Source organism: Enterobacter cloacae complex sp. 302F9 (assembly GCF_050030335.1).
Classification (GTDB): Bacteria; Pseudomonadota; Gammaproteobacteria; order Enterobacterales; family Enterobacteriaceae; genus Enterobacter; species Enterobacter hormaechei_C.
This window is the reverse complement of sequence record NZ_JBLGUC010000001.1, coordinates 3,293,458-3,320,167: the sequence shown is the minus strand read 5'-3', so window position 1 is coordinate 3,320,167 and position 26,710 is coordinate 3,293,458. Positions and strand designations below refer to the sequence as shown.

Below are 26,710 nucleotides of genomic sequence, written 5' to 3'. Positions count from 1 at the left end.
CGTCATGGAGATGATTTTATTCCGGGATAACACCCGGGCGCAGCAAACCGATATTGTCGCCGTACAGTCGCAGGTGGTGTACGGCAGCGTGGGAAACAGCATCGCGGTGCCGAATATTCGCACCCACCGGCTGAACGTTACCGCCGTGCCAACGGTGCTGTTCAGCAATACGCCGCACTACGACACCTTCTACGGCGGGGTGATCCCGGACGAGTGGTTCAGCGGCTACCTTAAGGCGCTGGAAGAGCGCGAGATCCTGCGCGAGCTTAAAGCGGTCACCACCGGCTATATGGGCAGCGCCAGCCAGATCGCGCTGCTGGCGCAGTGGCTGAAGGCAATCAAAGTGCAACATCCCGATCTGCTGGTGCTGGTCGACCCGGTAATTGGGGATATCGATAGCGGGATGTACGTGAAGCCGGATATTCCTGAAGCCTACCGTGAGCATCTGCTCCCGCTGGCCCAGGGCATTACGCCCAACGTGTATGAACTGGAAGTGCTGAGCGGCAAACCGTGCCGTACGCCGGAGAGCGCCATTGCCGCCGCGCAGGGGCTGCTGTCCGACTCGCTGAAATGGGTAGCGATCACCAGTGCGCCAGTGTCTGACGATCCGCAGAATATCCACGTTGTGCTGGTGAGCGAAGAAGGTGTTACCGTAAGCGCGCACCCGCGCGTAGAGACGGATCTGAAAGGAACGGGCGATCTGTTCTGTTCGGAGCTGGTCAGCGGCATTGTGGGAGGGAAAACCGTTGCCGATGCCATTCGCATGGCGGGTGATCGGGTGACTGACGTTATGATCTATACGCAGTCGAAAGGCTATGACGAGCTTATCCTGCCGGCATAAACAAAAATGGCGCCCGAAGGCGCCATTTTTCTGTGCGGCAAGAATTACTTCTTGATGCGGATAACCGGGGTTTCACCCACGGTGACGCTGCCAGACAGTTTGATCAGTTCTTTGATTTCGTCCATGTTGGAGATAACAACCGGAGTCAGGGTAGACTTCGCTTTTTCTTCCAGCAGCGGCAGATCGAATTCAATTACCGGGTCGCCAACTTTAACACGCTGGCCTTCTTCTGCGATACGTTTGAAGCCTTCGCCTTTCAGTTCAACGGTGTCGATACCGAAGTGAACGAACAGTTCGATACCGCTATCGGATTCGATAGAGAACGCATGGTTGGTTTCAAAAATTTTACCGATGGTGCCGTCAACTGGAGCAACCATTTTGTTGCCAGTTGGTTTGATAGCAATGCCATCACCAACGATTTTCTCAGCAAACACTACATCCGGCACGTCTTCGATGTTGACGATCTCGCCGGAGAGCGGAGCAACAATCTCAATAGTTCCGGAGTCTTTCTTGTCATCAGAAACCAGAGATTTCAGTTTATCGAACAAACCCATGATCTTCTCCTAAGCAGTAAATTGGGCCGCATCTCGTGGATTAGCAGATTGTTTTTTCTTCAATGAACTTGTTAACCAGCGTCATTAACTCGTCCGTTGTCGGTTGAGCAAGAGCCTGCTCTGCTAACACCTTCGCATCTTCGAAGTTCGTGTTACGGATAATCTTCTTAATGCGCGGGATGGAAATGGCGCTCATAGAGAATTCGTCCAGACCCATACCCAGCAACAGAAGTGTAGCACGTTCGTCGCCTGCAAGCTCACCACACATGCCAGTCCATTTACCTTCTGCATGAGAAGCATCAATAACTTGCTTGATCAAATTCAGTACGGACGGTGACATTGGCTGGTAGAGATGTGAAATCATATCATTACCACGGTCAACTGCCAGGGTGTACTGCGTTAAATCATTGGTACCGATACTAAAGAAATCAACTTCTTTGGCTAAATGACGCGCAATGGTCGCGGCTGCCGGTGTTTCCACCATCACGCCGATCTCAATGGATTCGTCAAATGCTTTACCTTCGTCGCGCAGTTCCTGTTTGTAGATTTCGATCTCTTTCTTCAGTGCACGCACTTCTTCAACAGAGATGATCATCGGGAACATGATGCGCAGTTTACCGAAAGCGGAGGCACGCAGAATAGCGCGAACCTGGTCACGCAGGATCTCTTTGCGATCCATGGCGATACGCACGGCACGCCAGCCCAGGAACGGGTTCTCTTCTTTCGGGAAGTTCATGTACGGCAGCTCTTTGTCGCCACCGATGTCCATGGTACGGACGATTACAGCCTGCGAGCCGCACGCTTCCGCAACCGCTTTGTACGCTGCAAACTGCTCTTCTTCCGTTGGCAGAGCGTCGCGATCCATGAACAGGAATTCAGTACGATACAGACCTACACCTTCCGCGCCGTTGCGCTCAGCGCCGTCAACGTCACGTACGGTACCGATGTTAGCGCACACTTCAACCTGATGGCCGTCCAGCGTGATAGCTGGCAGATCTTTCAGTTTAGCGAGTTCCGCTTTCTCGGTAGCAACCTGCTCCTGAACGGAACGCAGCTGCTCGATCACATCGTTAGTTGGGTTGACGTAAACCACATTGTTTACGGCATCCAGAATCAGATAGTCGTCGTTTTTCACCTGGGAGGTAACGCTACCGGTACCCACAATGGCTGGCAGCTCCAGAGAACGCGCCATGATTGAGGTGTGGGAGGTACGTCCACCTGCATCAGTAATGAAACCCAGCACCTTGTTCAGGTTCAGCTGTGCGGTTTCAGACGGGGTCAGGTCAGCGGCAACCAGGATGACTTCGTCCTGAATCGCGCTCAGATCGATGATGGCCAGACCCAGGATGTTGCGCAGCAGGCGCTTACCGATGTCACGTACGTCAGCCGCACGTTCTTTCAGGTATTCATCGTCCAGCTCTTCCAGGGCAGATGCCTGACCTTCGATAACTTCATGCGCAGCCGCGTCGGCCGTCATGCCTTTATCTTTAATCAGGGCTATGATTTCCTGCTCCAGCTCCTCATCTTCGAGCAGCATAATGTGCCCTTCGAAGATGGCTTCTTTTTCTTCACCGAAAGTTTCGCCAGCTTTAGTTTTAATCGCTTCCAGTTGCGCAGATGCCTTGGCACGACCGCTCAGAAAACGTTCAACTTCCTGATCAACCTTGTCGGCAGAAATTTTTTTCCGGTCAATGACGATTTCGTCTTCTTTCAGCAGCAATGCTTTGCCGAAAGCGATACCCGGGGATGCTAAAATGCCTGAAATCATAACCCTACCTTACTTGTGACTGATATTGAAAAGAACCCGGTAAACTTACTCGAGTTCAGCCATCAGCTTAACCAGATGCTCAACTGCTTTCTGCTCGTCTTCACCTTCAGCGGAGATGGTAACAACGGTACCCTGAGTCAGGCCCAGAGTTTGCAGCTTGAACAGGCTTTTTGCGCTAGCGCTTTTGCCGTTGGAAGTCACAGTGATTTCAGAAGTGAAGCCTTTCGCTTCTTTAACAAACTGAGCAGCAGGGCGGGTGTGCAGACCGTTCGGAGCGGTAATGGTAACTTCTTGCTGGAACATTGTATTTCCCCAACTTATAGGTTTAGTGTTGTGGAACTAAAGTCTAGCCTGGCGACTTAACTTTAGCCTGTATAGTTAGCGCTGACGTTTCAATCGTCATTAAACATTATGCAGTGAAAGCAAGACTTGAACCAAATCATAAAATCGATTCAGCAGCGCTATTTCGTTCACCGATTAATTTCGCGCATCAAAATAATTGCTGGTTTAAATACCAGACCCAACGGGGTGAAGCAATGCCAGGAGGGGTAAAACTTTGAAGCAGGCCACAAAAAAGCACCTGAAAAGGTGCTTTTTTACGCGTTTTTAACATGCTGGCATCACTGTTGCAGTTCTTTCTCAGTGAAGAGATCGGCAAACAGTGCTGTGCTTAAGTAACGCTCACCCGAAGACGGTAGGATAACCACAATGTTCTTATTGGTAAAGGTTTCATCTTCCAGCAGTTTGAGGGCTGCCGCAACCGCCGCACCGGAAGAGATACCCGCCAGAATGCCTTCCTCATCCATCAGGCGACGCGCCGTGGAGATGGCTTCTTCATTGGTAATGGCGACCACTTTATCGATCAGCTTCAGATCCAGGTTGCCTGGAATAAAGCCAGCGCCGATACCCTGGATTTTGTGAGGGCCAGGTTTGATCTCTTCGCCTGCCAGCGCCTGAGCGATAACCGGTGAGTCGGTTGGCTCAACGGCAACGGTAATCAGATCTTTTTTACCTTTCGTGCCTTTAATATAGCGAGACACACCGGTCAGCGTACCGCCGGTGCCTACGCCGGAGATAAACACATCAACCTGACCGTCGGTATCTTCCCAGATTTCCGGGCCGGTGGTTTTCTCATGAATTTCCGGGTTGGCCGGGTTGCTGAACTGCTGGAGCAGCAGATATTTTGCCGGATCGCTGGCAACAATTTCTTCGGCCTTCTGAATCGCGCCCTTCATGCCTTTTGCGCCTTCGGTCAGGACCAGGTTCGCACCCAGCGCTTTCAGCAGCTTACGACGCTCAATGCTCATGGTTTCAGGCATAGTCAGCGTCAGCTTGTAGCCACGCGCCGCCGCAACATAGGCCAGAGCGATACCGGTATTGCCGCTGGTGGGTTCAACCAGCTCAACGCCAGGTTTCAGCACGCCACGCTTTTCAGCATCCCAAATCATATTCGCACCGATACGGCATTTAACGCTGAAACTTGGGTTACGAGATTCGACCTTCGCCAGAATGCGTCCATTACCGATACGGTTCAGTCGAACCAGGGGCGTATGACCGATAGTCAGCGAGTTGTCTTCATAAATCTTACTCATGGCCTGTCCTTAACTGTATGAAATTGGGATACCGACCCAGCATACCTGTTGAACAGGTATGGGGAAGTAAGGAAATCGCATATCTATATGCTGCAAGGAAATAATGGGGATCAGTATGGAATAAGGGGCGGCATAAGCCACCCCTCTTTTACACATTTTTGCATTACTTCCATAACGCGTGCTTAGCACGATAGCAGTCCACCCACATCGCCGTCGCGCCGCAAACGGCAACGGGCATGATGAACAAATTCAGGAAAGGGATCATGGTGAACAGGCTGGTCAGCGCGCCAAACTGCATGTTGGCAACCTTCTGAGTGCGCAGGGCAGTGCGCATCTCTTTAAACGGCACTTTGTGGTTATCGAACGGATAATCACAGTACTGGATAGCAAGCATCCAGGCGCTGAACAGGAACCACAGCACGGGCGCGACCGTCTGGCCAATCCCGGGTACAAAATAAAGAATAAGCAGCACAATCGCCCGCGGCAGGTACCAGGCGAACTTCTGCCATTCACGCTTCATGATGCGGGGGAGATCTTTCACGATCCCCAGTACGCCCGTGTCAGGTGGCGTCGCACCGGTAAGGCGCGCTTCCAGCTGTTCGGCCAGCAGACCGTTGAACGGCGCGGCTATCCAGTTTGCTATCGTCGAAAAGAAATAACCGAAAACCAGCAGCACGGAGATAACCGCAATCGGCCAGAGCAGGTAGTCTAGCCACTGTAACCAGTCCGGCACATAGCTCATCAGGGAAGGGATCCAGCTTTCCAGTCTGGTGAACAGCCACCAGAAGGCCCCGCCCATCAGAATAATGTTGATCAGTAACGGCAAAATAACGAAGCGTCGAATGCCCGGCAGGGAGACCAGTTTCCAGCCCTGAGAAAAGTACCAGACCCCGCTGCGTGGGGCAGAAGAAGATGTTGAAACCATACCAGGCTGTACTCCTTTTTACACAACCAGTGGAATTGCCCGCCTATATTATCCAGTTACGGGCCAATGACCAGTTCGGAAATGTTCGAAAAACCAGCAAAAAGCACGATTTAGTTCATCTTTATGCTGTGAATGCTCTGCATACACTTGCACTTGACGTAAACGGCAAATACTCTTAGTGAGTAAATGTTTGCCGTGGTGGCAAGGTGTTAGAACAACAGAGAATATAATGATGCAGGATTTGCGTCTGATATTAATCATTGTTGGCGCGATCGCCATAATCGCTTTACTGGTACATGGTTTCTGGACCAGCCGTAAAGAGCGTTCCTCTATGTTTCGCGATCGTCCACTGAAGCGCATGAAGTCCAGTCGTGACGACGATGACGTTGAAGACGACATCGACGGTCCTGACGACGACGGCGTGGGTGAAGTTCGTGTTCATCGGGTCAATACTGCGCCCGGCGCAGCGCATGGAGAGCATGAAGCCCCCCGCGCTCCGCAGCACCAGTATCAACCACCGTATGCTTCTGCCCAGCCGCGCCAGCCAGCGCCGCCGCCAGTTGAAGAACCTGTTCGTCATCCGCCGCAGCAGCCTGTGCAACAGCAGCCCGTTGCGCCACAGCCTGTACAGCCGCAACCTGTGCAACAGCCTGCACAGCCAGTGCATCAGCCACAGCCTGTTCAGCAGCCGCAGCCGGTACAACAACCGCAGCCGCAGCCTGAACCGCCTGCGCCACAGCCCGCTCCGCGCGTTGAGCCAGAGCCGGTCGCAGAGCCAGAACCGGTTGTTGAAAAGCCGCAGCGTAAAGAAGCAGTGATCATCATGAACGTGGCTGCTCATCATGGCACCCATCTGAACGGTGACGTGCTGCTTAACAGCATCCAACAGGCAGGCTTCAAGTTCGGCGACATGAATATTTTCCATCGCCACCTGAGTCCTGACGGTAGCGGTCCGGCGCTGTTTAGCCTGGCCAATATGGTCAATCCAGGCACGTTTGACCCGGAAATGACCGGTGATTTCGTCACGCCGGGGGTTACGATCTTTATGCAGGTGCCGTCCTACGGTGACGAGCTGCAAAACTTTAAGCTGATGCTACAGTCCGCTCAGCACATCGCCGACGAAGTGGGCGGTGTGGTGCTCGACGATCAGCGTCGAATGATGACGCCGCAGAAACTGCGCGAGTATCAGGACCGCATCCGCGAAGTTAAGGAAGCGAACGCGTAATCGTCGCGTTAACTTCACCTCCTCCTCAACCCCCGCCTGTCGGGGGTTTTTCTCATTGATGGTGCGATATGGACTCAATCGAACAACAACTTACTGAACTGCGAACCACGCTTCGCCATCATGAATATCTCTATCATGTTATGGACGCACCGGAAGTGCCGGATGCGGAATATGACCGCCTGATGCGTGAACTGCGCGAGCTGGAAGCGCAGCACCCCGAACTGATTACGCCCGATTCCCCAACGCAGCGCGTCGGCGCGGAACCGCTGGGCGCTTTCAGCCAGGTGCGACATGAAGTGCCGATGCTGTCGCTGGATAACGTGTTTGATGAAGAGAGTTTTCTGGCTTTCAACAAGCGTGTGCAGGATCGCCTGAAGAGCATCGACAATCTGAGCTGGTGCTGCGAGCTAAAGCTGGATGGTCTGGCCGTTAGCATTCTTTATGAGAACGGCGTGATGGTGCGTGCCGCAACGCGCGGCGACGGCACTACCGGGGAAGACATCACCACTAATGTGCGCACTATTCGTGCGATCCCGCTGAAACTGCGTGGCGATAACATTCCCGCCCGGCTGGAAGTGCGCGGGGAAGTGTTCCTTCCGCAGGCGGGCTTCGAGAAGATCAACGAAGAAGCGCGTCGTACCGGTGGGAAAGTGTTTGCAAACCCGCGTAACGCGGCGGCAGGTTCGCTGCGTCAGCTCGATCCACGAATCACCGCGAAGCGACCGCTTACTTTCTTCTGCTACGGCGTCGGGATCCTGGAAGGCGGTGACCTGCCAGATACTCACCTGGGTCGTTTAATGCAGTTCAAAGAGTGGGGGTTACCGGTTAGCAACCGCGTGCAGCTCTGCGACTCTCCGGAGGCGGTGCTGGCGTTCTATCACAAGGTTGAAGAAGATCGTCCCACGCTCGGGTTTGATATTGATGGCGTGGTGATCAAGGTTAACTCGCTGGCGTTGCAGGAACAGTTAGGATTTGTGGCCCGTGCGCCGCGCTGGGCGGTGGCCTTTAAGTTCCCGGCGCAGGAGCAGATGACCTTCGTTCGCGACGTGGAGTTTCAGGTAGGGCGTACGGGGGCGATTACGCCTGTGGCGCGTCTGGAGCCTGTGCAGGTGGCTGGCGTGCTGGTAAGTAACGCCACGCTGCATAACGCCGATGAAATTGCCCGCCTGGGCCTGCGCATTGGTGACAAAGTGGTGATTCGCCGCGCGGGCGACGTGATCCCACAGGTGGTTAACGTTGTTGAGTCTGAACGTCCTGCCGATACCCGTGCCATCGAGTTTCCAGCCCACTGTCCGGTATGTGGTTCGGACGTTGAGCGCGTGGAGGGGGAAGCGGTAACGCGCTGTACGGGCGGGTTAATCTGCGGCGCGCAGCGTAAAGAGTCCCTGAAGCACTTTGTCTCCCGCCGGGCGATGGACGTCGACGGAATGGGTGACAAGATTATCGACCAGTTAGTTGAGAAAGAGTACGTCCATACGCCAGCGGACCTCTTTACCCTGACGGCAGGTAAGCTGACCGGTCTTGATCGTATGGGGCCGAAATCTGCCCAGAACATCGTTAACGCGCTCGAGGCGGCCAAAAACACCACCTTTGCCCGTTTCCTTTACGCGCTTGGCATTCGTGAAGTCGGAGAGGCGACGGCGGCAGGGCTGGCGGCGTATTTCGGCACGCTGGACGCGCTGGAGAAAGCCACCATCGACGAGCTACAGAAAGTCCCTGATGTCGGCATTGTGGTCGCTACCCACGTTTTCAACTTCTTCGCCGAAGAGAGCAACCGTGAAGTGATCGGTAAATTACTGGAACAGGGCATTCACTGGCCTGCACCGGTAGTGGTTAATGCCGAAGAGATCGACAGCCCGTTTGCCGGTAAAACGGTAGTGCTGACCGGCAGCCTGAGCCAGCTCTCGCGCGATGACGCGAAAGCGCGCCTGGTGGCGCTGGGGGCAAAAGTGGCGGGCAGCGTATCGAAGAAAACCGACCTGGTAATTGCCGGGGAAGCGGCCGGTTCGAAGCTGGCAAAAGCGCAGGAGCTTGGCATCGAGGTAATCGACGAAGCGGAAATGATGCGCCTGTTAGGAGAGTGACGTGGAAAAAGAGCAGCTCGTTGAGATCGCCAATACGGAGATGCCGTTCGGTAAATATAAGGGTCGCAGGCTGATTGATTTACCGGAAGAGTATCTGCTGTGGTTTGCCCGTAAGGATGAGTTCCCCGCCGGGCGTCTGGGCGAGCTGATGGCTATCACGTTACTGATCAAAACAGAGGGGCTGACCCAGCTGGTTCAGCCCCTGAAACGTCCTTAAACTTTCGCGGCGCGGGTCTCTTCCTGCGCCAGCTTTTCAGTCTGCGCCTTGTAACGCCGCGCCAGTACCGCGCACACCATCAACTGGATCTGATGGAAAATCATCAGCGGCAACACCATCATCCCAATGACGGACGTCGGGAACAGAATATTGGCCATTGGGATCCCGTTGGCCAGGCTCTTTTTCGATCCGCAAAATACAATGGTGATTTCATCGGCCTTATTGAAGCCGCATTTGCGGGCCACAAAGACGTTAACCGCGATGACAATGGCCAGCAAAACGATGCTTACCAACACAATAAACAGCAGCGATCCAGCGCCCACCCTGTGCCAGATGCCGTTCACCACGGCTTCGCTGAAGGCCGTGTAAACCACCAGCAGAATTGAGCTTTGGTCCGTTTTCCCGATCCATTTTTTATGTTTTGCCACAAACGCCCCAATCCAGGGACGGGATAAGTGTCCGAGCACAAACGGCAGCAGCAGTTGCAGACAAATTTTACCCACCTGCTCCAGATTACCTTCCGCCCCGTGCATATTCATCAGCAGACCGACCAGCAGCGGTGAAACAAAGATCCCCAGCAGGCTGGAAGCGGAAGCAGAACAAACCGCCGCCGCGACGTTACCGCCCGCCAGCGAGGTAAAGGCAATAGCGGACTGCACGGTGGCCGGCAAAATGCACAGATAAAGGAAACCGGTATACAGCGCCGGATCGACATTCACCGGCGCCCACCAGGCGAACAGCACGCCCAAAACCGGGAAGAGGATGAAGGTGCTGCACATTACCCACAGGTGCAGTCGCCAGTGGCTACCGCCTGCAATAATGGCTTCCCGGGAGAGTTTGGCGCCATGCATAAAGAACAGCAGGGCAATGGCTGCCGTGGTCAGTCCTTCAATAACCGGAACGAAACTGCCCCGCGCCGGGAAGAACGAGGCCAGCAAGACGACACCAATCAGGGTCAGCGTAAACGGATCAAGGATACGAAAAAGTTTCATAATCACTCCTGAAAACAGATGCCGCTATTGTGCTTTCTTCCCTTTGAGAAATAAAATTGATTTATTGCATCCATTCATGAATTAAACAGATGAATTATTCGTTACGTCAGCTTCGCGTTTTCGTCACCGTCGCGCAGGCCCGCAGCTTTAGCCGGGCAGGGGAGATGATTGGCCTCAGCCAGTCGGCGGTGAGCCATAGCGTTAAGGAGCTTGAAACGCAAACGGGAGTGAAGCTGCTCGACCGCACGACGCGAGAAGTGGTACTCACCGAAGCGGGACAGCAGCTGGCAATGCGTCTGCAGAGGCTGCTGGATGAACTGAACAGTACGCTCAGGGATGTCGGCCGGCTCGGACAACAGCTTTCCGGCACCGTGAGAGTGGCGGCGAGCCAGACGATTTCGGCGCATCTTATTCCCCAGTGCATCGCTGAAAGTAATCACCGCTATCCGGATATCGATTTTGTTTTGCATGACAGGCCGCAGCAGTGGGTTCTGGAGAGTATCCGTCAGGGGGATGTGGATTTTGGCATCGTTATTGATCCCGGAGCGGTAAGCGACCTGGAATGTGAAGTGGTGCTCTCGGAGCCCTTTTTATTGCTCTGCCGCGATGATGATCCGCTGGCATCGCTGCCACACGTGGCCTGGCAGGCCTTGCAGGGGGCAAACCTGGTGTTACAGGATTATGCATCAGGCAGCCGTCCGCTGATAGATGCCGCACTGGCCGCGCAGGGCGTTAAGGCAACCATTGTGCAGGAGATTGGGCATCCTGCCACGCTCTTCCCGATGGTCGAAGCGGGGATTGGCATCAGCGTTCTGCCGGCGCTGGCGCTGCCACTGCCGCAGGGGAGTCGTTTAACGGTGAAGCGTTTCGTACCCTGTGTCGAACGCCAGCTGATGCTGGTACGCCGTAAAAACAGGTCACTTTCCGGCGCGGCGCATGCCTGCTGGGATGTGGTGCGTATGCAGGCCAGATGTTTGATGGAGGCCCGCACACGCGATCCACTCTTTAACGAAACCAATAATCAGATGTAGATATTAATCTGATGCTCCGCGGAGGGCTTGTTGATGCCTTCCGCCACGGCCTGGCCTTTTTCCTGTTTTGGCATCGCCTCTTCGGCCTGCTGACGCTGCAATTGCGCCAGCTGCGCCTGCAACATAGCCAGCTGAGATTCGAGTAATTCTTGCTGCTTTTGCTTCTCTTCTGCTGTGGCATCACCCATGGCCACTTCTTTGAGCTGCTGAGTGACTTTCGTTATCTGTTTGGTCAGACGGCTGATTTGGGAAGCAATGTCGTTTCCGCCGGAGCTGTTATCTACGCTGCCGATTTCCATCGCCGACAGAGAAACGGGCTTGAGAGTTGTCATAATGAGATCCTTTTCGCCATAAAACAGAGGTATCGGCAAAGAAGGCGTGAGCTTGAGTAAAACAAGCGGTCTGGCTGCAATGGGGATGTGCTATATCGCAGATAGCAAAAAAGCGCCTTTAGGGCGCTTTTTTACATTGGTGGGTCGTGCAGGATTCGAACCTGCGACCAATTGATTAAAAGTCAACTGCTCTACCAACTGAGCTAACGACCCGAAATGGTGGGCGATGACGGGCTCGAACCGCCGACCCCCTCCGTGTAAAGGAGATGCTCTACCAACTGAGCTAATCGCCCATTTCGGAACTGCTGCGATAAGGTGAGAATGGTGGGCGATGACGGGCTCGAACCGCCGACCCCCTCCGTGTAAAGGAGATGCTCTACCAACTGAGCTAATCGCCCAATCTCAATGCTTATCTACACTGCGAGTCTACCGAAGTAGATGGTGGGTGATGACGGGCTCGAACCGCCGACCCCCTCCGTGTAAAGGAGATGCTCTACCAACTGAGCTAATCACCCCCGCTGTGTGGAGTCGCATTATAGGGAGAGTTGAAAATGAGTCAACGCATTTTCTAAAGTTTTTATTCGTTCGTCGTAAAATTAGTCAAAACGATCGCAAAACGGACTGTGGCGCATGATTTATAAACAAAAACAGCAATCTCGAACCGGATAAAGTGATCGACATTGAGGAATCGGCCCACAGTGATAGAATATTGCCCATTGTTTTCTTCCCGGAATTTGCCGATTACCGGCATCTTTATAACGTAAGGCCATTTCATGAAAATCAAAACTCGCTTCGCGCCGAGCCCGACAGGCTATCTGCATGTCGGTGGTGCACGTACCGCTCTCTACTCCTGGCTTTTCGCACGTCACAACAACGGTGAGTTTGTGCTGCGTATTGAAGACACCGATCTGGAGCGCTCAACGCCGGAAGCAATTGAAGCCATTATGGATGGGATGAACTGGCTGAATCTGGCGTGGGACGAAGGCCCATACTTCCAGACCAAACGTTTTGACCGCTATAACGCCGTAATTGACGAGATGCTGGTGGCAGGCACGGCCTATAAGTGCTACTGCTCCAGGGAGCGTCTGGATGCGCTGCGTGAAGAGCAAATGGCAAAAGGCGAAAAACCGCGTTATGACGGTCGTTGCCGCCATGACCACAGCGAGCATGCTGCGGATGAGCCTTGCGTAGTGCGTTTTGCTAACCCACAGGATGGCTCTGTTATCTTTGATGACCAGATCCGTGGCCCGATCGAATTCAGCAACCAGGAGCTGGATGACCTTATCATTCGTCGTACTGACGGATCGCCAACCTATAATTTCTGCGTAGTTGTGGACGACTGGGATATGGAAATCACTCACGTGATCCGTGGTGAAGACCATATCAATAACACCCCGCGTCAGATCAACATTCTGAAAGCGCTGAACGCGCCTGTACCGGTGTATGCCCACGTATCAATGATCAACGGTGACGACGGTAAAAAGCTGTCCAAACGTCATGGCGCGGTGAGCGTGATGCAGTACCGTGATGACGGCTATCTGCCGGAAGCGCTGCTGAACTACCTGGTGCGTCTGGGCTGGGCTCATGGTGACCAGGAGATCTTCAGCCGCGAAGAGATGATCGAGCTGTTCTCTCTGAACTCTGTCAGCAAATCAGCCAGCGCGTTCAACACTGATAAACTGCTGTGGCTGAACCATCACTACATCAATACCATGCAGCCAGAATATGTGGCGACTTATCTGCAATGGCACATTGAACAGGCAAACATCGATACCCGTACGGGCCCTGAACTGGCGGATCTGGTGAAGCTGCTTGGCGAGCGTTGCAAAACGCTGAAAGAAATTGCTGAAAGCTGCCGTTACTTCTATGAAGAGTTTGACGCGTTCGACGCCGACGCGGCCAAGAAACACCTGCGTCCGGTTGCGCGTCAGCCGCTGGAAGTGGTGCGTGATAAACTCGAAGCCATTACCGAATGGACTGCGGAAAATGTTCACCACGCGATTCAGGCTACCGCTGATGAGCTGGAAATTGGCATGGGTAAAGTCGGTATGCCGCTGCGCGTTGCGGTGACGGGGGCAGGCCAGTCTCCGGCGCTGGACGTGACCGTTCATGCTATCGGCAAATCACGTAGCGTTGCGCGTATCAACAAAGCGCTGGGCTTTATTGCTGAGCGTGAAAGCCAGCAGTAATACTCGTGTAATACAAAAAACGGCAGGGTAACCTGCCGTTTTTTTATGCCTGTTATTCAGCAATACCAAGACGCGTGAGAAAACCCTGCAACCCTTCACGAGCGAGCAACTTGTGCAAACGTTCCTGTTCGACAGTCGTCATGTTTTCCAGCGAGTCGATAATTTGTGGAAGCAGGCTGGGTGAGGTTGCCACGCCGTAGTGGGAAGGGCTTTCCGCCACATGGTAAACAGCCCGACGGTTACGAATGGCGGGAAGACTAATGATGTGCTCCTTAACGTGCGCATCAATACATATCACCCTCGCTCTTCCGCCTTTTACACCGTTGATACCCTCCGTTTTCCATCCCTTCTGTCGTATCCAGCGATTAACGGTTTGTCGGGCTACGCCCAGACTGTCCGCCAGCTCTTCCGTGGTCATTTTGCTGCGTAATCTTTTCATATCAGCGTTGGTCGCGAATCCCTAAACGTTGTAACAAGCCGGTAATCCCTTCCCGCAGTAACAGCGATGTCATCTGCTTTTGCTCTTCCGGCGTCATTTCATTCGCCAGCGTCAGAAGCAGGGCATGAAGCGAGCCCTCGTGGTACGCCTTATCTGGCAGTTCCGGCGTCTCTGTTGCCCTGCGCGCGCTGCGAATAAAGTCGCGCACTTTTTCATTGACGTGTACCAGACGCGCTTTGCCACCCTGAACGCCTGGCTTTGGCGATGTAATCCAACCCTCTTTGCGTACCCATTTATTGATGGTCTGTCGGCTATAGCCAGTCAGCAGGGCTAACTCTTCTGGCGTCATTCGTTCCTTGATCATACAATTTCCTGAATATCTGTGGGGTTAATTAGTGGTTCATTTTATAGCACCGTTTTACGTGAAAACGTGACAAGCTTAACTCCTGGCTGCGAGCAGGCTCTCAAAGTGATTCATTTGCATGATTTTTCGGCGATTGAAAGGCGGAGGCTGAATTTGCCGTTGACACTCTGCGGCGGAATTCATATTATGCCGCCCGTCAACATGACAGCTTTACGACGGGGCTATAGCTCAGCTGGGAGAGCGCCTGCATGGCATGCAGGAGGTCAGCGGTTCGATCCCGCTTAGCTCCACCAAACTCTGAACCCAACAGAGTGCGGTAGGTAAAGTAACATGTGGGGCTATAGCTCAGCTGGGAGAGCGCTTGCATGGCATGCAAGAGGTCAGCGGTTCGATCCCGCTTAGCTCCACCAAAATTTAAACCCTCGTCGCAAGACGGGGGTTTTTTTATAGCTTGTAAAATATTTTAGACTGTTTTTGTTGCAATTAACGTCGTTTTCTACACCTCACCTCAATCCAAATCAATAAACAAGTCTATAAATAGACCTGAACTTGATTCATGTAATTAATAAACCTATTATCCATGCGGTCAATGAGACGATGGTAAAATAGATTATCCGGATTAATGAATAGAAAAATTTACAATAATGTAAAGATATTTATGATTGCCCTGGCGCTAAGCCTGATTGCGATTCCTTTTTCTCGTTATATCTCTCCACGGGCCATCGTCAGCGAAAATGATGTTTATCTGGCGTGGTTGCCCTTAAGTGCCATGCTCGCCATCGTGTTGTTATTTGGACGACGGGCAATCATTCCTTTGCTGTTAAGTTTTAGTATTACTAATATTTATAATCTTGATTTAGCACCACTACAATCTGCCGTATTATTATGTTGTCAGACGTTTACCGTCTTCGCCGCCTGTGGCGTCATCCGTCTGGTGCTGGGCAAGCGCTGGCGACACAGCATACCGAATAAGTACATTGGCATACGTATTTTCTGGCTCGGATTTATGGTGCCTGTGGGCATCAAATTATCGATGTATCTGGCGGGATATTTATTTGATTTCCCGGTGACAATCTCCTCCTATTTCGGCGAAGGCTCTGCAATTTATAACGTTATCGATATTCAGAGTCTGATTTGTGCCGCCCTGATTTTCACCATGATGTTCTATTATCCGTTAAGAATGATTATTAATCCTCGCTATGCCCGAACATTCTGGCGGCGAAGCGTGAAGCCCCTCTTTTGTCACAAAAAAGCGTTATTTATCGTTGTGTGGCTGATGCTGTTGATCTCGATGATCGCTATTTTATGCGCGCCTTTTGAGTCGCAGTTTATTGCGGGTTATTTGATGCCAATCGTTTTCATTCTTTTCACCTTGGGGATTGGTCGTCTGAACTATGCGCTCATCTCTTTATTCTGGGCGGCCTCGGCGCTCATGCTGTTGACCTATAATTATAATTTTCTTAATGGCGTTGAATCGGGCCACTCGCTCTCCTTTATCCTGTCGGTGCTAATCTCTTTCGCCATCTGCCTGCTTTACATGTCGCGGATCTATCAGAAAAGTGAATGGCTGAAACAGGGGTGGCAGGAGAGGGCGCTTACCGATCCGCTCACCGGTCTGCCTAACATTCGTGCGCTGGAAGTGTTTTTACAGCACCATCCCGAGGCCAAAGTCTGCTGCCTGCGCCTGGATAATCTCGAATTCCTGAGCCGTCACTACGGCATCCTCATGCGTGTACATTGTAAAAAGATGATAACCGCGTCGCTGCAACCGTTATTGCAAAAAGACGAGAAGCTCTTCCAGTTGCCGGGCAGTGAGCTGGTAGTGGTCTTGCTGGGTCCGGGCACGGCTGAACGTCTGCAATATATGGTTGATCATCTGAACAGCCGTAAGATTATCTGGAACAAGACTGAGCTCGACATCGAGTTTGGCGCCTCCTGGGGTGAAGTGCCGGATGGAGAAAGCCTGCATCACACGCTGGGTCAGCTGAGCTGGCTCTCCGAGCAGTCCTGTGCCGGGCACAACGTCCTGGCGTTAACCAACAGTCTGGATGATGTCTCCGGTCAGACGACGGACAGAGTGCTGATGCTGGCCCGCATAAAACGCGCCCTTGATATCGGTGGGCTTCACCTTTACGCCCAGCCAATCCATAACGCGCGTGGGGAAGGGTACTTTGAAATCCTCTCAAGGCTTGAAAGCGAGGGTGAGATCATCACGCCTGATCGCTTTATTCCGCTGATTGCTCAGTTTAACCTGAGCCACCGATTTGACCTGAACGTGGTGGAAAAATTGCTGATGTGGATGCGCAGCCATCCGTCCGAACGGGCCGGAACGCGGTTCTCCGTTAATCTGATGCCGCTTACGCTGATGCAAAATGAGATAGCGGCTGAGATCATCGCGCTTTTTGAACGCTACGCCATTGCGCCGCAAGATATCGTCATTGAGATCACCGAGGAACAGGCTTTCTCTGACTCGGGAAGCAGCATCAACAATATCCAGCAGCTGCGGGATTACGGCTTCCGGATTGCTATTGATGACTTTGGTACCGGCTATGCCAACTTTGAGCGCCTGAAGCGGCTGGAGGCCGATATCATTAAGATCGATGGCTGCTTCGTGAAAGATATCTGCACCGACAGCATGGATGCGATGATCGTGCAGTCCATTTGCAACATGGCCAAAACGAAATCGCTTTGTGTGGTGGCTGAATATGTGGAATCGGCTGAACAACGCGAGATGTTGCTGCGATTCGGCGTGGACTATTTGCAGGGCTATTTGATTGGTAAACCACTGCCCCTGACGGCGCTGGAGGCATAAAAAAAACCGGGAGCGATGGCTCCCGGTTTTTATTGCACGGTATGAATTACAGAACCAGTGCTGCAATAGAGGCAGACAGGACGCTCACCAGCGTTGAACCGTAAACCAGCTTCAGGCCAAAGCGAGAAACGACGTTACCTTGCTCTTCGTTCAGGCCTTTAATCGCACCAGCGATAATACCGATGGAAGAGAAGTTCGCGAAGGAGACCAGGAAGACGGACAGGATCCCTTCCGCACGAGGGGAGAGTGTGCTGGCAATCTTCTGGAGATCCATCATCGCCACGAACTCATTGGAAACCAGTTTCGTTGCCATGATACTGCCCACCTGCAACGCTTCGTGAGCGGGCACGCCCATCACCCAGGCAATCGGGTAGAAGATGTAGCCCAGAATACCCTGGAAGGAGATACCGAGTACGGCCGCAAACAGGGCGTTCAGCGCAGCGATCAGCGCGATAAAGCCAATCAGCATCGCGGCGACGATAATTGCAACCTTGAAACCCGCCAGAATGTATTCACCCAGCATTTCGAAGAAGCTCTGTCCCTCGTGCAGGTTTGACATCTGAATGTTCTCCTCGCTGGCATCCACGCGGTACGGGTTAATCAGCGAAAGCACGATAAAGGTGCTGAACATGTTCAGAACCAGCGCCGCAACTACGTATTTTGGTTCCAGCATGGTCATATACGCGCCCACGATAGACATGGAAACGGTAGACATTGCGGTTGCCGCCATGGTGTACATGCGGTTACGGGACATCTTGCCGAGAATATCTTTATACGCAATGAAGTTCTCAGACTGACCCAGGATCAGCGAGCTGACTGCGTTAAAGGATTCCAGTTTGCCCATGCCGTTAACTTTCGATAACAGGAAGCCGATCGCACGGATAACCACCGGCAGAACGCGGATGTGCTGAAGGATACCGATCAGGGCAGAGATGAAGACGATAGGGCAGAGCACCTTCAGGAAGAAGAAGGCCAGACCCTGATCGTTCATGCTGCCAAAGACGAAGTTTGTCCCTTCGTTGGCAAATCCGAGCAGTTTTTCGAACATTTCGGAGAAGCCTTTCACGAAGCCCAGGCCTACGTTGGAGTTCAGGAAGAACCACGCAAGTAAAACTTCAATGACCAGCAGTTGGACAACATAGCGAATACGAATTTTTTTGCGGTCTGTGCTGACCAGCAATGCAAGTGCAGTAACGACAACGAGTGCCAGGACAAAATGAAGGACGCGGTCCATATTTGCTCCAAATATGAGGCAGGTTTAATTTCCGTGCACATTCTATGTAACAAGCACAAAGAAAACGAGATCAAGCCCACACTATAGTTACATCCTGTGACGAGTCTCAAAAATAGTGATCAACAAGACATTTTTGTTATGTTAGGTAAATGAGTGAAAAGTTAAGTTTGTGTGCTACGCTTCACAAATGTCTGCGCATTTTCACATTCTGTGACCTTGCTCCACCTGCCTGTCTATCGTTCCTGACTATCAGAGAAATCATGTTAACCGTTACAAATGAACTTGATAATCATTCTCATTTTGATAGCATAAAACATAGCAAAGGCTATATTTCCAGAGGCAGAAATGACGAATAGTCGCGTAGAGAGTAGCAGCGGCAGAGCGGCACGCAAGCTGCGGTTCGCATTAATGGGACCGGCATTCATTGCCGCGATTGGCTACATCGATCCGGGTAATTTTGCGACCAACATTCAGGCCGGGGCCAGTTTCGGCTATAAACTGCTGTGGGTTGTGGTCTGGGCCAATCTGATGGCGATGCTGATTCAGATGCTCTCCGCGAAGCTGGGTATTGCTACCGGAAAAAACCTGGCGGAGCAAATCCGCGATCATTATCCACGTCCGGCAGTTTGGTTTTACTGGGTTCAGGCGGAAATTATCGCCATGGCCACCGATCTCGCCGAGTTTATCGGGGCGGCGATCGGCTTTAAGCTTATCCTGGGCGTCTCCCTGCTTCAGGGGGCCGTGCTGACCGGTATCGCCACTTTCCTGATTCTGATGCTCCAGCGGCGGGGACAAAAACCGCTGGAGAAAGTCATCGGCGGCCTGCTGCTGTTCGTCGCTGCCGCCTATATTGTTGAGCTGATTTTCTCCCAGCCGAATCTGGCGCAGCTGACGAAAGGGATGGTGATCCCGTCGTTACCCACTTCTGAAGCCGTTTTTCTGGCTGCGGGGGTGCTGGGGGCGACCATCATGCCGCACGTCATTTATCTGCACTCTTCATTAACCCAGAATCTGCATGGCGGGACGAGTAAAGAGCGCTACTCCGCCTCGAAATGGGATGTGACTATCGCGATGACCATTGCCGGATTTGTGAATCTGGCGATGATGGCGACCGCCGCCGCCGCGTTCCACTTTAACGGGCATACCGGGGTTGCCGATCTCGACCAGGCTTACCTGACGCTGGAGCCGTTGCTGAGTCATGCCGCTGCCACTATTTTTGGTTTAAGCCTGGTTGCTGCGGGTCTTTCATCTACGGTTGTGGGGACACTGGCCGGGCAGGTGGTGATGCAGGGGTTCGTACGTTTCCATATTCCGCTGTGGGTTCGCCGCTCGGTCACGATGCTGCCTTCCTTTGTTGTGATCCTGATGGGGCTGGATCCGACCCGCATTCTGGTGATGAGTCAGGTACTGCTAAGTTTCGGGATTGCGCTGGCGCTGGTGCCACTGCTGATCTTCACCAGTAATAAATCGCTGATGGGCGAACTGGTGAATTCGACGTGGGTGAAGCGCGCCGGGTGGGCCATTGTGGTCGTGGTGGTGGCGTTAAACTTGTGGTTGCTGATAGGCACAGCCGCAGGCCTGTAAAAGAAAAAGGAGCCGGAAGGCTCCTTTTTGTTGTTAATGGTGATGGCCGTGACCGTGGCCTCTGCCTTTTCCATGACCCCAGCCGCCACGGCGGTCGTCACGATCGTTCCAGCCTTCGCGGTAGCCGCGTTCGTAAGCCTTACGCTTATCCCAGCCACGGTGATAGCCGTTATCGTGTTTCCACCAGCGGTTTTGACGCCATTCATAATGGCGGTGCCAGTAGTCACGGTCGCGCCAGTAGCCACCGTCCCAGTATCTGCCGTAGTCATCACGATCGCCAATTTGTAATTTAATCGATGGCAACAGGGTGATTTCGCCCGCACTGGCGACCAGCGGGGCCGAAGCCAGTAATACCGCTGCAAGAATCAGTGACCTGAACATACTCTTCTCCTTCACGATCGGGGCCGCTGTGCGACCTGTTAACGCAATTTTACGAGTTGGTAAACATTCGTTTCATCGCCTCAACTCCTAAATCATGAACGAGAGCACTTTTTGCTAAAAGTGTTTTTAATCTGAACTGGACAGGATCGTATCTATCGTCTTCAGCTCTTCTGCCGTGAACCGACAATTCTCAAGCACGCCTGCTGCATCTTCAATTTGTCCGGTCTTGCTTGCGCCGATGAGCACGGATGTCACCGCATCGTGGCGCAGGATCCAGGCCAGTGCCATTTGCGATAGCTTTTGCCCCCGGTTTTCCGCCAGCGCATTCAGCTTGCGTACCTTTTCCAGCTTTTTGTCGGTGATCTGCTCCGGGTTAAGGAACTTACTGCCGCTTGCTGCGCGAGAATCCGCCGGGATACCGTTCAGATAGCGATCGGTCAACTGTCCGCCCGCCAGGGGGGAGAAGGGGATACATCCCACCCCTTTATGCTGCAACACGTCCAGCAACCCCTCTTCAGGCGCACGTTCAAACATGGAGTACTTCGGCTGGTGGATCAGACATGGCGTGCCCAGATCCTCCAGTATTTCAATCGCCTGCCTTGCCACTTCTGCCGGGTAGTTGGACAGACCGATGTACAGCGCCTTGCCCTGACGCACCACATGGTCAAGCGCTTTCATGGTTTCACGTAGCGGCGTTTGTGGATCCGGGCGGTGGTGATAGAAAATATCGACATACTCCAGCCCCATACGCCTGAGGCTCTGGTCCAGGCTGGCGATCAGATATTTACGTGAGCCCCAGTCGCCGTAAGGCCCGTCCCACATGGTGTAGCCCGCTTTGGTGGAGATGATTAGCTCATCGCGCCAGGGCAGGAAATCCTCCTGCAAAATGCGCCCGAAATTACGTTCGGCCGAACCAGGAGGCGGGCCGTAATTATTGGCAAGGTCAAAATGCGTAATACCCAAATCGAAAGCACGCTGTAAAAGTTGACGGCTGTTTTCGAGTAACGTCGCGTCGCCAAAATTATGCCAAAGCCCCAGCGAGATGGCGGGAAGCTTAAGGCCGCTTTGCCCACAGCGGCGATATTGCATTGTCTGATAACGATTTTTGTCAGGCTGATAACCCATTGGCGAGACCTCTGGCGCTGGAAAGAAACATCAGTGTATACGTTTACACTAACCTAAAGAAAATGAGCATAGCTCAGCTTTTTTCGTAAAGCATTCTTTCCAGACCCTGATTGTCGCCAATTCTGGACACGCTTCACGCTTATTTAATACTCAGAGTGAGGTCAACGTCAGAAGGACACTTATAATATGCGTACCCCCTATTGCGTCGCCGATTACCTGCTGGACCGACTAACAGATTGTGGTGCCGATCATCTGTTTGGCGTGCCAGGCGACTATAACCTGCAATTTCTCGATCACGTGATAGACAGCCCGGACATCTGCTGGGTGGGCTGTGCCAATGAACTGAACGCGTCTTACGCCGCAGACGGTTATGCCCGCTGTAAGGGCTTTGCCGCGCTCCTGACGACATTCGGCGTTGGGGAGTTAAGCGCCATGAACGGTGTGGCGGGCAGCTTTGCCGAACATGTTCCCGTCCTCCATATTGTGGGGGCCCCGGGTATGGCGGCGCAGCAGCGAGGAGAGTTATTGCACCATACGTTGGGCGACGGCGAGTTCCGCCATTTCTATCATATGAGCGAACCCATCACCGTTGCACAGGCGGTACTTACCGAACAAAACGCCTGCTATGAAATTGACAGAGTCCTGACCACTATGCTGCGGGAGCGCCGTCCGGGCTACCTGATGCTGCCCGCTGATGTGGCGAAAAAAGCCGCTACGCCCCCTGTAAGCGCTCTCACTGTTAACCCCGCACCGGCTGATTTAGCCTGCTTGCAGGCGTTCCGTGAGGCTGCCGAAAAGCGCTTGTCCACGAGCAAACGCACCGCGCTGTTAGCGGACTTCCTGGTACTCCGCCATGGTCTGCGCACGGCCCTTCAGACGTGGGTGAAAGAGGTGCCGATGGCACACGCCACCATGCTGATGGGCAAGGGCATTTTTGACGAACGACAGAGCGGTTTTTACGGCACCTACAGCGGATCGGCGAGCGCCGCGCCGGTCAAAGAGGCCATCGAGGGGGCTGATACGGTGCTGTGTATTGGCACGCGCTTTACCGATACGCTCACTGCCGGGTTTACCCACCAGCTGACGCCAGACCAGACGATAGAGGTTCAGCCACACGCGTCCCGCGTCGGCGACGTCTGGTTTACGGGTATCCCGATGAGGGAGGCCATTGAAACGCTGACAGCGCTGTGTAAAACCTATGTTCGTGATACGCGAGCGCCATTGGATCACAGCGGCTTTTCGTTCCCGACTATTGAAGGGGCGCTGACTCAGGAGAGCTTCTGGCGTACCCTGCAAACGTTTATCCGCCCCGGAGACATTATTCTGGCTGACCAGGGAACGTCTGCTTTCGGCGCTATCGATCTGCGTTTACCGGCGGACGTGAACTTTATCGTCCAGCCGCTGTGGGGATCGATTGGCTACACGCTGGCGGCGGCGTTTGGCGCGCAAACGGCGTGTCCGAACCGACGCGTGATTGTCCTGACGGGTGACGGCGCCGCGCAGTTGACCATTCAGGAGCTGGGATCGATGCTGCGCGACAAGCAGCGCCCGATTATTCTGGTGTTAAACAATGAAGGATACACGGTGGAAAGGGCCATCCACGGGCCGGAGCAGCGCTATAACGATATTGCCCTCTGGAACTGGACGCAGATCCCGCAGGCGCTGAGCCTGGCGCCTCAGGCAGAGTGCTGGCGCGTCAGCGAAGCGGAAGCGCTGGCGGAGGTGCTGGATAAAGTGGCACACCATGAGCGGCTTTCGCTGATTGAGGTGATGCTGCCGAAAGCCGATATTCCGCCGCTGCTGAGCGCGCTGACCAAAGCGCTGGAGGCGCGCAATAACGCCTGATTACCTGTCGTTTCGCCATGCCATCAGCATCGGTTTGCCCGCCAGCAGGAGCCAGGCGGGCAACATCACGATACAGAGCAGCGGCAGAAGCGTGGTATCCGGCACGACAACGGCCGCCATAAACAGGCTCAGCCACGCATCGCGCGTGACCACCAGTACCAGTCCCAGAATGGAGCAGGAGACGGTAATCGCCGCAGGGACAGCGTCAACGTGCTCATGCAGCATCAGCCCCAGCGCGACGCCAACAAATACCGCCGGGAAGATTCGACCTCCCCGGAAACCACAGGCCGCAGCGACCACCAGCGCCGCCAGTTTTACCAGCGCGAACAGCAGATAATCGGAGACGCTAAAGACCTGGCTGAAGGCCAGCTGCTGCATCTCGTCCAGACCCTTAAACAGCGTAACCGTTCCGCCGATGGCGCCTAAAACGCCCAGAATAAAACCCCCCATGCCCAGAATCAGCACCGGATGCTTCAGCCTGTGCATCAGGCGATGCAGACGAGGAAGACACCACACCGCGACCATCCCCAGCGCAATGGCGATGGCGACGACGACGGCACCGCTGAAAATATCGGTGAGTTGCATCTGGCCGTAGTGGGGGATGGAGAGTGAAAAATGGGGATGGAAAAACAGGCTGGTGGTGAGGGCTCCCGCAGCGGCGGCCATTAGCGGCGCGAAGAGTTTATCCCACAGCGGTACTTCATGATCACTGCTGAGGGTTTGCGAAAAAATGAGCGCAGCCGCGACCGGGGTGCCAAACAGCGCCCCGATGGTGCCTGCTGACGCCAGGATCGTCCAGTCCAGCGCGCCAACGCGCGGGAAAAGACGCGCCCCCAGAAAGACCGCCAGCGCGATATTAACCGCCATAATGGGATGTTCAGGCCCGAGGCTTACGCCGCCCGCAAGACCGATTATCAGCGCGATGATAAGCCCCGGCAGAGCAGAGGGAGAGACAGGCGCGCCAATCAAGGGTTCCAGTGCCGGGTCCGGCCCGGCATGGCCCGGGCTATAGCGGATCACCAGCCCTACGGCAATCCCGGTCAGGGTCAGCATCATCATGATCCAGCCCGGCGAGTCAATGCTGATGCCGAATTTTACCGGAAGCGCGGTCCATAAAATCGTTTGCAGCACCGCCGCCACTTTCATGACGACGATGAGCACCAGGCTCGACGCCACGCCAATAATCAGCGCCGGGACAGCCAATAACAGCATGGTTCTGGCTCGCGGATGGAGCATGATGATTTCCTTGTACAAAACGGCTTAACGTTACTTTGCACAATCAGCATTGTGGCAATAGTGCAAAAGGTGCTGAAACGGTAAAGTTATAATGTGACGAAGATCGATAATCCATGGGCAGTCACCTTCTGGTCGTTGTTGTTATCACGCCTTGAATTTACAGTGTCCCAAAGATTTATTCTGACTTTAGCGGAGCAGTAGAAGAATGACAAAGTATGCTTTGGTAGGTGATGTAGGCGGCACCAACGCGCGCCTTGCCCTGTGCGATGTGAACAGCGGTGAAATTTCTCAGGCGAAAACCTATTCAGGGCTGGATTACCCAAGCCTGGAAGCGGTGGTTCGCGTCTATCTGGACGAGCATAAAGTGAGCGTTGAAGACGGTTGTATCGCTATTGCCTGTCCGATCACCGGCGACTGGGTGGCGATGACCAACCACACGTGGGCCTTCTCAATTGCCGAAATGCGGAAAAACCTCGGCTTCTCGCACCTTGAAATTATCAACGACTTCACTGCGGTTTCCATGGCTATCCCAATGCTTAAACCAGAGCATCTGATTCAGTTCGGCGGTACGGCCCCGGTTGAAGGCAAACCGATTGCCGTTTACGGCGCAGGTACCGGCCTGGGGGTGGCGCACCTGGTCCACGTCGACAAACGCTGGGTCAGCCTGCCGGGCGAAGGCGGTCACGTGGATTTTGCGCCGAACAGCGAAGAAGAGGGCATTATTCTGGAGGAGCTACGCGCCGAGATTGGGCACGTGTCGGCCGAGCGGGTGCTTTCTGGCCCGGGCCTGGTGAACCTGTATCGGGCGATTGTAAAATCAGACGGTCGTCTGCCGGAAAATCTGCAACCTAAAGATGTGACCGAACGCGCGCTGGCCGACAGCTGTATTGACTGCCGCCGTGCTTTGTCGCTGTTCTGCGTCATCATGGGGCGTTTTGGCGGCAACCTGGCGCTGAACCTTGGCACCTTTGGCGGGGTCTATATTGCGGGCGGGATCGTGCCGCGCTTCCTCGATTTCTTTACCGCCTCCGGCTTCCGTGGCGGCTTCGAAGACAAAGGCCGCTTCAGGAGCTATGTCCAGGACATTCCTGTTTACCTGATTGTCCACGACAACCCAGGCTTACTGGGCTCCGGGGCGCATCTGCGTCAGGTACTGGGTCAGATCCTCTGATGCTCATTCCCCTCTCCTGCGGGAGAGGGAACGCGCTACAGGTGCATGAGCTGGCGGAACTCTTTCACTCTGCTGCGGCTTACCGGCACCTGAAAATCCAGATCCTTCAGCCGCAAAATATAGGTGTTATTAAACCAGGGTTCGATTTCGCGGATCTTGTTCAGGTTGACGCAGAACGAGCGGTGGCAGCGGAAGAAGTGAGCGGCCGGGAGTTTATTGCAGAATTCGGTGATGTTCATCGCCATGACGTAGGATTCACGCCGCGTATAGACAAACGTCATTTTTTCATGCGCTTCGGCATAGTAAATATCGTCGACAGGCGTGACGATGATCCGTTCGTCCTTCACCAGATTAATCGTGTCGTTTTCCCGCGCTACCGGGCTGGCACTGGCGGGTAATGCTTGCTGCTGCCACGCGGCTTCCAGCTTATGCAGCATGCTGATAATACGCGACTCCTGATACGGCTTGAGAATATAGTCAAACGCCTCAAGCTCGAAGGCCTCCACGGCATGCTCTTTCCACGCGGTGACAAACACAATAAACGGCTTGTGGGCGAACTGATTGATATTTTGCGCCAGCAGGACGCCGTCCAGCGACGGAATATTAATATCGAGGAATATCGCGTCGACCCGGTTATGCTGTAAAAATTTCAGCACGTCCAGACCATCCTCAAAACAGCCAACAATCTCCATCTGGCTGTGGGTTTTGATAAGCCAGCTCAACTCCTGTTGAGCCAGAAATTCATCTTCTACGATGATGACTTTCATCT

The 26,710-nt window shown here is 53.7% G+C and carries 24 protein-coding genes and 6 tRNA genes; 12 read left to right on the top strand and 18 right to left on the bottom strand.

Features of this window, described 5'->3' with window-relative positions:
* The first annotated feature begins 4 nt into the window (after positions 1-4).
* Positions 5-841 (top strand): pyridoxine/pyridoxal/pyridoxamine kinase, encoded by an 837-nt coding sequence (pdxK, locus tag ACQG0T_RS16030; protein ID WP_015572224.1) that lies wholly within the window; start codon positions 5-7, stop codon positions 839-841.
* 44 nt (positions 842-885) lie between these two features.
* On the opposite strand, the gene crr is transcribed toward pdxK, so the two are convergent.
* From crr to cysZ, 5 genes are all read right to left on the bottom strand, one after another.
* Positions 886-1,395 carry a PTS glucose transporter subunit IIA gene (crr, locus tag ACQG0T_RS16025; protein WP_003861316.1) on the bottom strand — a complete coding sequence of 170 codons (510 nt, stop codon included), beginning with the start codon at positions 1,393-1,395 and terminating at the stop codon, positions 886-888.
* Between the two features lie 40 nt (positions 1,396-1,435).
* Complete coding sequence (ptsI, locus tag ACQG0T_RS16020; protein ID WP_006811455.1) at positions 1,436-3,163, bottom strand: phosphoenolpyruvate-protein phosphotransferase PtsI; 1,728 nt, start codon at positions 3,161-3,163, stop codon at positions 1,436-1,438.
* A gap of 45 nt (positions 3,164-3,208) precedes the next feature.
* Entirely contained in the window at positions 3,209-3,466 is a 258-nt protein-coding gene (gene ptsH / locus ACQG0T_RS16015; RefSeq protein WP_000487600.1) for a phosphocarrier protein Hpr, read from the bottom strand.
* A 317-nt stretch (positions 3,467-3,783) separates the two neighbouring features.
* The gene (cysK, locus tag ACQG0T_RS16010) at positions 3,784-4,755 is read right to left on the bottom strand and encodes a cysteine synthase A (protein WP_006811453.1); all 972 of its coding nucleotides are present in this window, start codon (positions 4,753-4,755) and stop codon (positions 3,784-3,786) included.
* 163 nt (positions 4,756-4,918) lie between these two features.
* A complete protein-coding gene (gene cysZ / locus ACQG0T_RS16005; protein ID WP_006811452.1) occupies positions 4,919-5,680 on the bottom strand; it encodes a sulfate transporter CysZ in 762 nt (253 codons plus the stop codon).
* A gap of 229 nt (positions 5,681-5,909) precedes the next feature.
* On the opposite strand from cysZ, the gene zipA reads away from it, so the two are divergent.
* From zipA to ACQG0T_RS15990, 3 genes are all read left to right on the top strand, one after another.
* Positions 5,910-6,905, top strand: a complete 996-nt coding sequence (gene zipA, locus ACQG0T_RS16000; RefSeq protein WP_015572226.1) for a cell division protein ZipA — start codon at positions 5,910-5,912, stop codon at positions 6,903-6,905.
* A 68-nt stretch (positions 6,906-6,973) separates the two neighbouring features.
* On the top strand, positions 6,974-8,989 hold the full coding sequence (ligA, locus tag ACQG0T_RS15995; protein WP_017383473.1) for an NAD-dependent DNA ligase LigA: 2,016 nt from the start codon (positions 6,974-6,976) through the stop codon (positions 8,987-8,989).
* A 1-nt stretch (position 8,990) separates the two neighbouring features.
* Positions 8,991-9,206 (top strand): DUF3820 family protein, encoded by a 216-nt coding sequence (locus ACQG0T_RS15990; RefSeq protein WP_003861328.1) that lies wholly within the window; start codon positions 8,991-8,993, stop codon positions 9,204-9,206.
* Here ACQG0T_RS15990 and ACQG0T_RS15985 read toward each other — a convergent pair.
* Positions 9,203-10,198 carry a bile acid:sodium symporter family protein gene (locus ACQG0T_RS15985; protein ID WP_271040374.1) on the bottom strand — a complete coding sequence of 332 codons (996 nt, stop codon included), beginning with the start codon at positions 10,196-10,198 and terminating at the stop codon, positions 9,203-9,205. The genes ACQG0T_RS15990 and ACQG0T_RS15985 overlap by 4 nt on opposite strands.
* 89 nt (positions 10,199-10,287) lie before the next feature.
* Between ACQG0T_RS15985 and ACQG0T_RS15980 the strand changes: the two genes are divergently transcribed.
* Positions 10,288-11,229 (top strand): LysR family transcriptional regulator, encoded by a 942-nt coding sequence (locus tag ACQG0T_RS15980; RefSeq protein ID WP_023295108.1) that lies wholly within the window; start codon positions 10,288-10,290, stop codon positions 11,227-11,229.
* Here ACQG0T_RS15980 and ACQG0T_RS15975 read toward each other — a convergent pair.
* The 5 genes from ACQG0T_RS15975 to ACQG0T_RS15955 form a co-directional block, all read right to left on the bottom strand.
* Positions 11,220-11,561 (bottom strand): FlxA-like family protein, encoded by a 342-nt coding sequence (locus ACQG0T_RS15975; protein ID WP_023295107.1) that lies wholly within the window; start codon positions 11,559-11,561, stop codon positions 11,220-11,222. The genes ACQG0T_RS15980 and ACQG0T_RS15975 overlap by 10 nt on opposite strands.
* Before the next feature lie 137 nt (positions 11,562-11,698).
* Positions 11,699-11,774, bottom strand: a tRNA-Lys gene (locus tag ACQG0T_RS15970).
* 4 nt (positions 11,775-11,778) lie between these two features.
* Positions 11,779-11,854 (bottom strand) — tRNA-Val (locus ACQG0T_RS15965).
* A 29-nt stretch (positions 11,855-11,883) separates the two neighbouring features.
* Positions 11,884-11,959, bottom strand: a tRNA-Val gene (locus ACQG0T_RS15960).
* A gap of 41 nt (positions 11,960-12,000) precedes the next feature.
* Positions 12,001-12,076, bottom strand: a tRNA-Val gene (locus tag ACQG0T_RS15955).
* A 258-nt stretch (positions 12,077-12,334) separates the two neighbouring features.
* Here ACQG0T_RS15955 and gltX point away from each other — a divergent pair.
* The gene (gene gltX, locus ACQG0T_RS15950) at positions 12,335-13,750 is read left to right on the top strand and encodes a glutamate--tRNA ligase (RefSeq protein WP_015572231.1); all 1,416 of its coding nucleotides are present in this window, start codon (positions 12,335-12,337) and stop codon (positions 13,748-13,750) included.
* Positions 13,751-13,802: 52 nt separating this feature from the next.
* On the opposite strand, the gene ACQG0T_RS15945 is transcribed toward gltX, so the two are convergent.
* Positions 13,803-14,189, bottom strand: coding sequence for a YfeC-like transcriptional regulator (locus tag ACQG0T_RS15945; RefSeq protein ID WP_271040373.1), 387 nt, complete (start codon positions 14,187-14,189; stop codon positions 13,803-13,805).
* Position 14,190: 1 nt separating this feature from the next.
* The gene (locus ACQG0T_RS15940) at positions 14,191-14,553 is read right to left on the bottom strand and encodes a YfeC-like transcriptional regulator (protein ID WP_015572232.1); all 363 of its coding nucleotides are present in this window, start codon (positions 14,551-14,553) and stop codon (positions 14,191-14,193) included.
* Between the two features lie 217 nt (positions 14,554-14,770).
* On the opposite strand from ACQG0T_RS15940, the gene ACQG0T_RS15935 reads away from it, so the two are divergent.
* From ACQG0T_RS15935 to ACQG0T_RS15925, 3 genes are all read left to right on the top strand, one after another.
* Positions 14,771-14,846, top strand: a tRNA-Ala gene (locus ACQG0T_RS15935).
* Positions 14,847-14,887: 41 nt separating this feature from the next.
* Positions 14,888-14,963, top strand: a tRNA-Ala gene (locus ACQG0T_RS15930).
* 212 nt (positions 14,964-15,175) lie between these two features.
* Positions 15,176-17,365 (top strand): EAL domain-containing protein, encoded by a 2,190-nt coding sequence (locus ACQG0T_RS15925; RefSeq protein ID WP_032654386.1) that lies wholly within the window; start codon positions 15,176-15,178, stop codon positions 17,363-17,365.
* Between the two features lie 46 nt (positions 17,366-17,411).
* Here ACQG0T_RS15925 and nupC read toward each other — a convergent pair whose 3' ends face one another.
* The gene (gene nupC / locus ACQG0T_RS15920; RefSeq protein WP_006811440.1) at positions 17,412-18,599 is read right to left on the bottom strand and encodes a nucleoside permease NupC; all 1,188 of its coding nucleotides are present in this window, start codon (positions 18,597-18,599) and stop codon (positions 17,412-17,414) included.
* Between the two features lie 345 nt (positions 18,600-18,944).
* On the opposite strand from nupC, the gene ACQG0T_RS15915 reads away from it, so the two are divergent.
* Complete coding sequence (locus ACQG0T_RS15915) at positions 18,945-20,183, top strand: Nramp family divalent metal transporter (RefSeq protein ID WP_023295104.1); 1,239 nt, start codon at positions 18,945-18,947, stop codon at positions 20,181-20,183.
* A gap of 33 nt (positions 20,184-20,216) precedes the next feature.
* Here the strand turns inward: ACQG0T_RS15915 and ACQG0T_RS15910 are convergent, their stop codons facing one another.
* Together ACQG0T_RS15910 and mgrA are read right to left on the bottom strand one after the other, a co-directional pair.
* The gene (locus ACQG0T_RS15910) at positions 20,217-20,564 is read right to left on the bottom strand and encodes a DUF2502 domain-containing protein (protein WP_015572233.1); all 348 of its coding nucleotides are present in this window, start codon (positions 20,562-20,564) and stop codon (positions 20,217-20,219) included.
* Positions 20,565-20,690: 126 nt separating this feature from the next.
* Positions 20,691-21,689 (bottom strand): L-glyceraldehyde 3-phosphate reductase, encoded by a 999-nt coding sequence (gene mgrA, locus ACQG0T_RS15905; protein WP_017692976.1) that lies wholly within the window; start codon positions 21,687-21,689, stop codon positions 20,691-20,693.
* 186 nt (positions 21,690-21,875) lie between these two features.
* Here mgrA and ipdC point away from each other — a divergent pair, with 186 nt between their 5' ends.
* Positions 21,876-23,534, top strand: coding sequence for an indolepyruvate decarboxylase (gene ipdC, locus ACQG0T_RS15900; RefSeq protein ID WP_023295103.1), 1,659 nt, complete (start codon positions 21,876-21,878; stop codon positions 23,532-23,534).
* On the opposite strand, the gene ACQG0T_RS15895 is transcribed toward ipdC, so the two are convergent.
* Positions 23,535-24,770: an ion channel protein gene (locus tag ACQG0T_RS15895; protein ID WP_023295102.1), complete on the bottom strand. Its 1,236-nt coding sequence runs from the start codon at positions 24,768-24,770 to the stop codon at positions 23,535-23,537.
* A gap of 205 nt (positions 24,771-24,975) precedes the next feature.
* On the opposite strand from ACQG0T_RS15895, the gene glk reads away from it, so the two are divergent.
* Positions 24,976-25,941, top strand: coding sequence for a glucokinase (gene glk / locus ACQG0T_RS15890; protein WP_023295101.1), 966 nt, complete (start codon positions 24,976-24,978; stop codon positions 25,939-25,941).
* 35 nt (positions 25,942-25,976) lie between these two features.
* Here glk and ACQG0T_RS15885 read toward each other — a convergent pair whose 3' ends face one another.
* Positions 25,977-26,708 (bottom strand): LytR/AlgR family response regulator transcription factor, encoded by a 732-nt coding sequence (locus ACQG0T_RS15885; RefSeq protein WP_015572237.1) that lies wholly within the window; start codon positions 26,706-26,708, stop codon positions 25,977-25,979.
* Positions 26,709-26,710: the final 2 nt, after the last annotated feature.

What these genes read in the sequence shown, in the direction of transcription:
- pdxK (WP_015572224.1), top strand. Translation starts at nt 5, where the DNA reads ATGGAGATGATTTTATTCCGGGATAACACCCGGGCGCAGCAAACCGAT.
- ptsI (WP_006811455.1), bottom strand. Translation starts at nt 3,163, where the DNA reads ATGATTTCAGGCATTTTAGCATCCCCGGGTATCGCTTTCGGCAAAGCA.
- cysK (WP_006811453.1), bottom strand. Translation starts at nt 4,755, where the DNA reads ATGAGTAAGATTTATGAAGACAACTCGCTGACTATCGGTCATACGCCC.
- ligA (WP_017383473.1), top strand. Translation starts at nt 6,974, where the DNA reads ATGGACTCAATCGAACAACAACTTACTGAACTGCGAACCACGCTTCGC.
- crr (WP_003861316.1), bottom strand. Translation starts at nt 1,395, where the DNA reads ATGGGTTTGTTCGATAAACTGAAATCTCTGGTTTCTGATGACAAGAAA.
- ipdC (WP_023295103.1), top strand. Translation starts at nt 21,876, where the DNA reads ATGCGTACCCCCTATTGCGTCGCCGATTACCTGCTGGACCGACTAACA.
- nupC (WP_006811440.1), bottom strand. Translation starts at nt 18,599, where the DNA reads ATGGACCGCGTCCTTCATTTTGTCCTGGCACTCGTTGTCGTTACTGCA.
- ACQG0T_RS15910 (WP_015572233.1), bottom strand. Translation starts at nt 20,564, where the DNA reads ATGTTCAGGTCACTGATTCTTGCAGCGGTATTACTGGCTTCGGCCCCG.
- zipA (WP_015572226.1), top strand. Translation starts at nt 5,910, where the DNA reads ATGATGCAGGATTTGCGTCTGATATTAATCATTGTTGGCGCGATCGCC.
- ACQG0T_RS15885 (WP_015572237.1), bottom strand. Translation starts at nt 26,708, where the DNA reads ATGAAAGTCATCATCGTAGAAGATGAATTTCTGGCTCAACAGGAGTTG.
- glk (WP_023295101.1), top strand. Translation starts at nt 24,976, where the DNA reads ATGACAAAGTATGCTTTGGTAGGTGATGTAGGCGGCACCAACGCGCGC.
- mgrA (WP_017692976.1), bottom strand. Translation starts at nt 21,689, where the DNA reads ATGGGTTATCAGCCTGACAAAAATCGTTATCAGACAATGCAATATCGC.
- ACQG0T_RS15980 (WP_023295108.1), top strand. Translation starts at nt 10,288, where the DNA reads ATGAATTATTCGTTACGTCAGCTTCGCGTTTTCGTCACCGTCGCGCAG.
- cysZ (WP_006811452.1), bottom strand. Translation starts at nt 5,680, where the DNA reads ATGGTTTCAACATCTTCTTCTGCCCCACGCAGCGGGGTCTGGTACTTT.
- ACQG0T_RS15945 (WP_271040373.1), bottom strand. Translation starts at nt 14,189, where the DNA reads ATGAAAAGATTACGCAGCAAAATGACCACGGAAGAGCTGGCGGACAGT.
- ACQG0T_RS15985 (WP_271040374.1), bottom strand. Translation starts at nt 10,198, where the DNA reads ATGAAACTTTTTCGTATCCTTGATCCGTTTACGCTGACCCTGATTGGT.
- ptsH (WP_000487600.1), bottom strand. Translation starts at nt 3,466, where the DNA reads ATGTTCCAGCAAGAAGTTACCATTACCGCTCCGAACGGTCTGCACACC.
- ACQG0T_RS15940 (WP_015572232.1), bottom strand. Translation starts at nt 14,553, where the DNA reads ATGATCAAGGAACGAATGACGCCAGAAGAGTTAGCCCTGCTGACTGGC.
- ACQG0T_RS15925 (WP_032654386.1), top strand. Translation starts at nt 15,176, where the DNA reads ATGAATAGAAAAATTTACAATAATGTAAAGATATTTATGATTGCCCTG.
- ACQG0T_RS15895 (WP_023295102.1), bottom strand. Translation starts at nt 24,770, where the DNA reads ATGCTCCATCCGCGAGCCAGAACCATGCTGTTATTGGCTGTCCCGGCG.
- ACQG0T_RS15975 (WP_023295107.1), bottom strand. Translation starts at nt 11,561, where the DNA reads ATGACAACTCTCAAGCCCGTTTCTCTGTCGGCGATGGAAATCGGCAGC.
- gltX (WP_015572231.1), top strand. Translation starts at nt 12,335, where the DNA reads ATGAAAATCAAAACTCGCTTCGCGCCGAGCCCGACAGGCTATCTGCAT.
- ACQG0T_RS15915 (WP_023295104.1), top strand. Translation starts at nt 18,945, where the DNA reads ATGACGAATAGTCGCGTAGAGAGTAGCAGCGGCAGAGCGGCACGCAAG.